This is a genomic window from Actinomadura sp. HBU206391, assembly GCF_014323665.1.
Lineage (GTDB): Bacteria > Actinomycetota > Actinomycetes > Streptosporangiales > Streptosporangiaceae > Actinomadura_C.
The window spans coordinates 1-7,759 of record NZ_JABVEB010000248.1 but is presented as its reverse complement, the minus strand read 5'-3'; the positions used below and the strand labels follow the sequence as shown (position 1 = coordinate 7,759).

The window sequence follows — 7,759 nt, the reverse complement described above, 5'->3', positions numbered from 1 at the left end:
CACATAGGCGAGCCCGTGCAACCCGCGCCAGAGCCAGGGACGGCGTCCGGTGGCGAAGCGGGCCCGCGCCAGGCCGGTGAGAGCCACGACGATCATGAGGTGGGCGGCAACCGTGCCGAGCGCGATGGCGGACGTCCGGCCAATCGGCAGCAGCACCTGAACGGCGTCGGCGTTCTTGGTGAGGATCTCGATCACGACGTGTGAGATGAGGAAGGCCGTGGCGACCAAGGTGGCGGCCCGGTGCAGGGCCTGCGCGAGGATCCGGTGCTGGATCTTGAGGATCATGCGGTCGGTGGCGACGAGTCCGGCGATCACCGACAGTGTCAGCCCGACAAGGGTGAACACGCCGCTGTAGAAGTCCATGAAGCGCTGGATCTCGGCGACGACGACCGCCCCCACCGGTGTGGCCGCCCCGATCAGCACGCCGAGGGTGGCGAGCAATCCGGCCGGAACCAGCCACCGCACCCCGGGCTTCTGAGATTGTGGGGTATCCACTCACGGACCTCCCTTTGTCTGTTTGACCTGTATGTCATGAACATTGCTGGTTAGTAGTGGATCGGAAGGAGCGATGTCGCTGGGCCCGAAGTTGGCCAGCGGCTCGCCCGGCATCACTTGCAGTACGCCGCGCTCGGCCCACCCGAGGAGGGGCTTCGCCCGCTCCTGGAAGGTCCATCCGCCTATCCGCAGGCCGTTGAGCGGCACGTCGTCGGCTCCCTGGCGGATGGCGAACCGCACCTGCGGCCGGCCTGCCGGGGCGCCGCCGCAGGGGCGGTCGGTGCCGATCCGGCCGAGATAGTCGCCCTGCTTCACCACCCCGCCGTCCGGTACGTCGGTGACCTTGGTCATCTCGTAGTACTGCGTGGCCAGCCCGTTGGGATGGATGATCAGCACGAGGCCTTTGTCGGACTCCGTGGTGCAGAAACGGTAGAGGCGGCCGTCTCCCGCGGCCAGGACGCGACCGTCGCCGCCCCGGAACGCCACCGCCCCGAGCGGGCGGGCACTGTCGCTCGCCCCCCGCGTCGCCGTGATCGTCCACGCGTCGCCCGCGCGCCACGGCAGCATGAGTCCCGCCGTGGAGCCGCTGTCGGCGTCGGAGTCGCTGTAGCGACTGAGCAGCCGCTTCTCCTCAGCGGGGATCAACGCCGTCGGGGCCAGCCGGACCAACGGCGAGAACTCCGGCGATCCGGCGAGCGCCATCTCCCATCCGCCCTCGCCCCACCGCGCCATGAACAGCGTGACCTGCGGCATCACCGGCTGGTCCGTCGGCGCCGGGATGGCGGTCGTGCCCAGCGCCCACGCGCGGTCGCGGCTGAACCTCGTCGTACCGACGATCGGCTGCTGGCTCGGGCGAACGCCGTACAACTGCCGGGCCGCCGGGCCTCTCTGCGCCAGGGTGAAGGTGCGAACCTGCTGGCCCAGGGTCTCGGTGGGCGGGGTCCGGCGCCGCGAGGGCACGGACGGCGGCTTGCGCGGGCTCTGCTCGGGAACCTCGAGGAGGATCTCTCCGTCCGGGGGGGCGTCCTCTCCCCGCGCCAGCAGCACTCTCTCCACCACCGCCACCAGCGCCAACACGACGACCATCACGACGACCATCCCGGCTACGGCCACACGGTTGGCCACGCGAGCCGTGCGTTCAAGGAACACGACCTTGTTCTGGTTACGTCTGGTCACATCCCCTCCTCCACCAAACGGGCGCGCCGCGTGGGGCTTGACGGCGCCACGACGGGAATGCCGTGGTGCCGCTCCCCGACGCCGAGAGAATCCAGGCCGGAGCATACGCCCCAAAGGCCACAACGAGACTGGAAAGTAACTTGATTTACTGGATTCTCGCCACAATCCTGGCAATCCGGAAAAACTTTGGCATCAGGTGAACCATCTGCCTTCGCCGTGCGTACCGCTTGGCGACAATCCGTCGCACCGGGCGTCGGCCCGGGGAGGAGCGACATGGCAATGCCCAACCGCCCCGGCTCCCGCCGGCGGGGCAGGTCGGTGCCCGTCGGTGAAATGGACCGGCGGGCGGGTCAGCACGCCCGCACGGGCATGCCCGACCCCACTTTCACGTCCGAAGAGGGCCGGCATCACGCCGATGTGATCCGCCTCACGGCGTCGCCGCAAGGTGACGCCGGGACGGAGGGACCGATGGCAGAGGACAGCCGGGCTCCGGGTGGACGCGGCGGGTCGCAGGTGGGACAGCTCATCAAGCTGCGGCGGCAGTCCAAGCCCAGCCGCAGGAAGGGCGCCGACGAGGACCTCGCCGCGGCGCTCTACCGCGACTTCCGTGAGCCGCTCCTCGGCCTGGTGATCAAGCTCACCGCCGGAGACCGGCAGTGGGCCGAGGACATCGTCCAGGAGACCCTGCTGCGTGCGTGGCGTTCCGCCGACCAGCTCTACGGCGACGAATCGCTGATGCCCTGGCTCGCGACCGTGGCCCGCCGACTCGTGATCGATGACTGGCGCCGGCGCAGATCCCGGCCCATGGAGGTCAACGACGATCCGCTCGAGGAGATGCCGGACACCGACAAGTGGGAGCAGTTGCTGCAGTCGATAACGGTGAACGAGGCGCTGCGTTCGCTTTCCCCCATGCATCGTGAAGTGCTCGTCGAGACCTTTCTCCGGGATCGCTCGGTCAATGAGGCCGCTAAGGTCCTGGGAGTTCCGGTGGGTACGGTCAAGTCGCGATGCTTCTATGCGTTGCGTGCCCTAAGGGCCGCTCTGGGAGAGAAGGGACTGGCACCGTGACCGGACGCGTGGAGCACACCGATGTCGCCGCCTACTCCCTCGGCCTGCTCGAAGCAGAGGACAAGCACGCGTTCGAGGAGCATCTCCTGCAGTGCCCGAGGTGCCTGGAGGAGCTCCGTGGTCTGCGGGGCATCTCCGCGCTGATGCACGGGCTCGACAAGCAGCTCGCCACGCCGACGCCTTCGCAGGGCACCGACGACCTGCACGTGCTGCTCCGCCGGTGCTCCGAGACCAGGCACCGGCGCTCCCGGCAGCGGTTGCTGGTGGCCGCCGCGATGCTGGTCGTCCTGCCCATCGGAGGCGGGTTCGTCTGGTCGACGCTGAACTCGCCCGACCCCAGTACGGGAGGCCGTCCCGCGACGGCCTCGCCCCGGGCCGCCGAGTTGCTCAGCTCGGGTGAGCGGTTCACCGGCACCTCGCCGACGGATGTCAGCGCGACGGTCGCGGTCGAGGCCAAGACCTGGGGAACCGACGTGACCCTGCAGATCACCGGTGTCCAGGGCCCGCTTCTCTGCCGTCTCGTCGCGCTCGATCACGCCGGTGGCGAGGAGACCGTGATGAGCTGGCAGGTGGCCGCGCCCGGCAAGGCCGCCTCGGCGGCGAAGCCGCTCGTCATCCAGGGCAGCGTGGCCACGTCGCGCGACCAGATCAACCGGTTCGAGGTCCGCGCCTCCGACGGCGAGGTCCTGTCCACCGTGCCGGTCGAGTGACGGGGCGGGCGGCCGCCACGCGAGAACCGATGCGGTCGCGCCCTCGCGGGTTCGCACGGCCGCGGCCGGCGTCCGAACACCGCCATGACGGGTCGCGGCGGTAGTCTTCTGATCATGCGAGTGGTCATCGCGGGTGGACACGGTCAGATCGCACTGCGCCTGGAGCGGATTCTCTCCGCGCGGGGCGACCTCGTCGCCGGGCTGATCCGCGACCCGGCACACACCGACGACGTCGCGACGACGGGCGCCGAGCCCGTCATATGCGACCTCGAGATGACCGGCGTCGACGAACTGGCCGGTCATCTCGCCGGGGCGGACGCGGTGGTGTTCGCCGCGGGCGCCGGCCCGGGCAGCGGAGCGGCGCGCAAGGACACGGTCGACCGGGCCGCGTCGGTCCTGCTGGCCGACGCCGCCGAGCGCGCCGGGGTGCGCCGGTTCCTGCAGATCTCCTCGATGGGCGCGGGCGAGCCGCCTCGGCCGGGCACCGACAAGGCATGGGCCGCCTACGTGAAGGCGAAGGGCGAAGCCGAGGACGACCTGCGCGGCCGCGACCTCGACTGGACCGTCGTGCGGCCCGGCCGGCTGACCGACCGGCCCGGCACCGGCCTGGTCACCCTGGCCGCCCCTCCCGTCCCGCGAGGCGAGATCAGCCGCGACGACGTCGCCGCGGTTCTCACCGCATTGCTGGACACACCGGCCACGCGGCACCGCACGCTCGAACTCGTCGGCGGCGACATCCCCATCGACGACGCCGTGCGGGGCACGCACACCGCCTGACCCGTCCATCCGGCCGGCCACGCGATCGTCACATCCGCTCGATGTCGTTCTTCGGCGATCCGCCCGTGGAGCGGGTGACGTTCGGGTTCGGCGCCTTCGTCGACTTCTTGGACTTCTTCGGCTTCTTGGGTTCCTGAGACTTCTGCGGCTGCCCCGGTTCTCCGCTCTGCGGGCCCCGCAGCAGCTCCGCACAGTAACCGGCGACCCTGCGCTCGCCTCCGGCGGCGGCCACCAGCGGTGCGAACGCGGAGCGGTAGAGCGCCTCTTTGCGGCCCGGGCCGATGACGCGGTAGGCGCGACAGAGGTCGGTCTGCGGCAGAGTCGCCGAGGGGCCGCCGCTCACCGGGCCCGCCGCAGGCGTCGGCGTGCTCAGAGAGGGGCGGGAAGACGTGCCCGATGAGGTCGCCGTCGCCGAGGGCCCGGCCGTCAGCGGGCGGGCCTCGTGACGGGCGGACAGGCTCACGGTGCCGGTGGTGATCGCGACCCCGCCGACGGCGATGGCCGCCAGCGCGGCCACGGCGGCCCTGGTCGCCGGCAACCTCCCGAACACCGGCCCCGCCGGGTGCCGGCGAGGGGACACCGGGCCACGGCGCGCCTCGCGGAAGGCGGCGAGAGCGGCCTCCTCCCCCTCGTGCGTCCCGGTCCGCGGCGGTGGGGCGGCAGCGGCGGCGAGGAGGCGTACGAGCGGATCCGGATCTTCCGGCGAGCCGAAAGCTGCACGGTCGAGCAGCCGCTCGGCTCGGCCGCGGGTGACCTTCCTGTCGACGCTCATGCCGAGTCCTCCAACGTCCGGCGTTCCACCGAACACTCCCTCCGCCGCTCCCCCTCCACCGCACCGGACACGTTCTCGAGGCGTCCCGCCAGTTCGCGGAGCCCTCGGTACGCCGCGGTGCGAACGGCCCCCGGGCTCTTGCCGAGCACCCGTCCCGCCTCCTTCGCGTCCAAGCCGATGATCACGCGGAGCATCACGGCCTGGGCCATGGGCTGCGGCAGCGTCGCGATCACTGCGATGGCGTCGTCCGTTGTGATCCTGTCGAACGCCGCGGCGGTCACCCGGTCGTTACCGGCGAGGTCGACCATCTCCTCGGCGGGCACGAGGTCCTCCGGCCGGCGTCCCCGGCGGCGCAGCAGATCGATCGCGCGGTTCCGGGCGATCACCGAGGCCCATCCGCGGAACTTGTCATAGTCCCCGCTGAACGACCGGTGGTCCCTCGCTATCTGACTCCACGTCTCGGCCACCACGTCCTCGGCATCCGGGCCGACGAAGGCGCGCAGATACCGGACCAGGCGCGGATGGAGATCCCGGAAGACGATTCTGAACGCGTCCTCGTCGCCGTCCAGGGCCGCCTTCAGAACATCGTCCAGATTCATGCGCCCTCGACACGTGATCCCGCCGGCGCTTCGCCGAAGGTACTCACGACCGCTCCACAGGTTCGGCACCTCGGTTGGGTTCGTTCACGTCGGAACCATGCGACCGTGAGGCTACCGGATCATGTTCTCTTGGATCAGTAAATCGACTATTCGACCGCAGATACCGGCATACCGCGTAAGATCTCCGCCCACGGCTCGGCCGAAAGCGCCCGCCGGGCCGCGCTCCGCTCCGCTGTCGTGCGCGCGCGAGGCATCGACCGGGGCTGTGACAGAAGTGGAGGCCCCGACGCTGAGGTAGTGGGAACCGCTGGATGCCGGCACCGGGCACGCCGTGCAGATCATCGCGCTGGATGGAGGGTACGCCGCTCATGACGTTGCTATGGCGCGTGCTGGCGATGATGATCTTCTGCTCCGGCTGTCTCGACTCCGGTCCGGCCAAGAAGGCCCCCGTCGACAAGGCACCGGCCGGCAAGACCCCGGCCGGCAAGACCCCGGCCGGGAAGGCCCCGGTAACGGAGGCGAAGCCCGCCGCCACCGGCGAGACCTCCTCGTCCCCCGAGGCGGCGACCACCGTGCTGACCAAGGCCGAGGCCGCCGAGCGCTACCTGCAGAGCGTGCGGCCGTACAACACCGCCCTTGACGACTTCGAGGCGGCGGTCCACGCCGATCGGCCGTGGGCCGACCTGCGCACACTGGCCGGGCGGGTGGCCGCGGCCAATGCCGCACAGGTACGGGTTCTGCGCGAGACGACGTGGCCGCACGAGGCACGCGAGCAGGTCACGGCACTGATGACCGCCTCCGTCCGCGCGGGCCGCTACTGGAGTACCGCCGCCGGGGCGGACGGGCCTGACCAGTTCAAGGCGGCCGTGCTGCGGGCGGCGGCGTTGTCCGGCAAGCCAGAGGCCACGGCCCTGCGGCACGCTCTCGGCCTGCCGTCGGATCCGCAAGGCTGACCGCCCGGCACAGCGGGTCGCCGACAGCGCGTCAGCCCGTGAGAATGCCGTCGAGCCGCTGGGCCTGGATCTCCCAGCGCCACTCACGCTCCACCCAGGACCGGCCCTTCTCCCCCATGGCCTGGGCCCGCGCGGGGTCCCGCAGGAGCGTGGCGACCGCGTCGGCCACGGCGCTGACCGTGCGACCGCCCACCACCAGGCCGGTCTCGCCCTCCAGTACGGCGTCCGGTGCGCCGCCGGAGTCGCCGGCGACCACCGGCAGACCGGTCGCGGACGCCTCCAGATAGACGATGCCGAGTCCCTCGACGTCGAGGCCGCGCCGGCGGGTGCGGCACGGCATGGCGAAGACGTCGCCCGCGTCGTAGTGGGCGGGCAGCTCCTCCCACGGCACCGATCCGGTGAACCGCACGGACGACGCGACCCCGTGCGACGCGGCGAGATCCTCCAGCCGCCGCCGGTAGGGGCCACCGCCGACGAGCAGCAGCGCGGCTTCCGGTACGGCGCGCAGCACCCGCGGCCAGCCCGCGATGAGCGCGTCCTGTCCCTTGCGGGGAACCAGCCGGGAGACGCAGACCGTCACGGGGCGGTCGGTGAGACCATGCCGGCGGCGGATCTCGGCCCCGCCGGCTCCGGGACGGAACAGGGTGTCGTCCACGCCCGGGGCCAGCCGCGCCATGCGGGCGGCGGCGCCGGCGGACAACACCCGGGCCATCCTCGAACGGGTGTACTCGCCGAGGTAGGTGAGCACGTCGACCCCGTCCCCGATGCGCCGCAACAGTGATCCGGCCACGGGCAGCTGGGCCCAACCGGCCTCGTGCCCGTGCGTGACCGCGACGAAGCGCTCCACGCCGTACCGTCGCAGCGACGGCGCGAGCAGGCCGAGCGGCGCCGCGGCGCCGAACAGGACCGTGTCGCAGCCCTCGGACCTGGCAAGCAGCCCCGCCCGCCTCAGCACCGATGGCAGCGGCAGCATCAGCGAGGTCGGGTGACGAACCACCGGGAACGGCTGCTCGGCGTCGAACCCGGGAGCGCCCTTCCACGCGGGCGCGTACACCACGACCGAACCTGGTGGCCGGCGAAGGGCCAGGTTGTGCACGAAGGCCTGGATCCCGCCCGGCCTCGGCGGGAAGTCGTTGGTGATCACAAGTGTCTTGGTCATCGCGGCCAGCATGCCACGGCCCCGCCGGCGGCCGGGCCGGCGGGGCCGTG

9 protein-coding genes are annotated in these 7,759 nt (G+C 71.5%); 4 read left to right on the top strand and 5 right to left on the bottom strand.

What is annotated here, in order from left to right:
* A partial coding sequence (locus HKK72_RS32955; RefSeq protein WP_222721437.1) for a hypothetical protein occupies nucleotides 1-495 on the bottom strand: 495 nt, incomplete at its 3' end.
* Complete coding sequence (locus tag HKK72_RS42515) at nucleotides 496-1,671, bottom strand: peptidoglycan DD-metalloendopeptidase family protein (protein ID WP_187238337.1); 1,176 nt, start codon at nucleotides 1,669-1,671, stop codon at nucleotides 496-498. It lies immediately after the preceding gene.
* A 468-nt stretch (nucleotides 1,672-2,139) separates the two neighbouring features.
* Between HKK72_RS42515 and HKK72_RS32945 the strand changes: the two genes are divergently transcribed.
* The 3 genes from HKK72_RS32945 to HKK72_RS32935 all read left to right on the top strand — a co-directional run bounded on the left by HKK72_RS32945 (nucleotide 2,140) and on the right by HKK72_RS32935 (nucleotide 4,226).
* Nucleotides 2,140-2,739, top strand: a complete 600-nt coding sequence (locus tag HKK72_RS32945) for a sigma-70 family RNA polymerase sigma factor (RefSeq protein WP_187238338.1) — start codon at nucleotides 2,140-2,142, stop codon at nucleotides 2,737-2,739.
* The gene (locus HKK72_RS32940; RefSeq protein ID WP_187238336.1) at nucleotides 2,736-3,449 is read left to right on the top strand and encodes an anti-sigma factor family protein; all 714 of its coding nucleotides are present in this window, start codon (nucleotides 2,736-2,738) and stop codon (nucleotides 3,447-3,449) included. The genes HKK72_RS32945 and HKK72_RS32940 overlap by 4 nt, the downstream gene beginning before the upstream one ends.
* A gap of 114 nt (nucleotides 3,450-3,563) precedes the next feature.
* Nucleotides 3,564-4,226 carry an SDR family oxidoreductase gene (locus HKK72_RS32935; protein WP_187238335.1) on the top strand — a complete coding sequence of 221 codons (663 nt, stop codon included), beginning with the start codon at nucleotides 3,564-3,566 and terminating at the stop codon, nucleotides 4,224-4,226.
* 28 nt (nucleotides 4,227-4,254) lie between these two features.
* Here HKK72_RS32935 and HKK72_RS32930 read toward each other — a convergent pair whose 3' ends face one another.
* Nucleotides 4,255-4,998 (bottom strand): hypothetical protein, encoded by a 744-nt coding sequence (locus HKK72_RS32930; protein WP_187238334.1) that lies wholly within the window; start codon nucleotides 4,996-4,998, stop codon nucleotides 4,255-4,257.
* Nucleotides 4,995-5,597 carry an RNA polymerase sigma factor gene (locus HKK72_RS32925; protein ID WP_187238333.1) on the bottom strand — a complete coding sequence of 201 codons (603 nt, stop codon included), beginning with the start codon at nucleotides 5,595-5,597 and terminating at the stop codon, nucleotides 4,995-4,997. The genes HKK72_RS32930 and HKK72_RS32925 overlap by 4 nt, the downstream gene beginning before the upstream one ends.
* 368 nt (nucleotides 5,598-5,965) lie before the next feature.
* Between HKK72_RS32925 and HKK72_RS32920 the strand changes: the two genes are divergently transcribed.
* Complete coding sequence (locus HKK72_RS32920; RefSeq protein WP_187238332.1) at nucleotides 5,966-6,550, top strand: hypothetical protein; 585 nt, start codon at nucleotides 5,966-5,968, stop codon at nucleotides 6,548-6,550.
* 31 nt (nucleotides 6,551-6,581) lie between these two features.
* Here HKK72_RS32920 and HKK72_RS32915 read toward each other — a convergent pair whose 3' ends face one another.
* A complete protein-coding gene (locus HKK72_RS32915; protein WP_187238331.1) occupies nucleotides 6,582-7,709 on the bottom strand; it encodes a glycosyltransferase family 4 protein in 1,128 nt (375 codons plus the stop codon).
* Nucleotides 7,710-7,759: the final 50 nt, after the last annotated feature.

Excerpts from the sequence above, each read along its gene's own strand:
- HKK72_RS32935 (WP_187238335.1), top strand. The coding sequence starts at position 3,564 with ATGCGAGTGGTCATCGCGGGTGGACACGGTCAGATCGCACTGCGCCTG.
- HKK72_RS32925 (WP_187238333.1), bottom strand. The coding sequence starts at position 5,597 with ATGAATCTGGACGATGTTCTGAAGGCGGCCCTGGACGGCGACGAGGAC.
- HKK72_RS32945 (WP_187238338.1), top strand. The coding sequence starts at position 2,140 with ATGGCAGAGGACAGCCGGGCTCCGGGTGGACGCGGCGGGTCGCAGGTG.
- HKK72_RS32920 (WP_187238332.1), top strand. The coding sequence starts at position 5,966 with ATGACGTTGCTATGGCGCGTGCTGGCGATGATGATCTTCTGCTCCGGC.
- HKK72_RS32930 (WP_187238334.1), bottom strand. The coding sequence starts at position 4,998 with ATGAGCGTCGACAGGAAGGTCACCCGCGGCCGAGCCGAGCGGCTGCTC.
- HKK72_RS32915 (WP_187238331.1), bottom strand. The coding sequence starts at position 7,709 with ATGACCAAGACACTTGTGATCACCAACGACTTCCCGCCGAGGCCGGGC.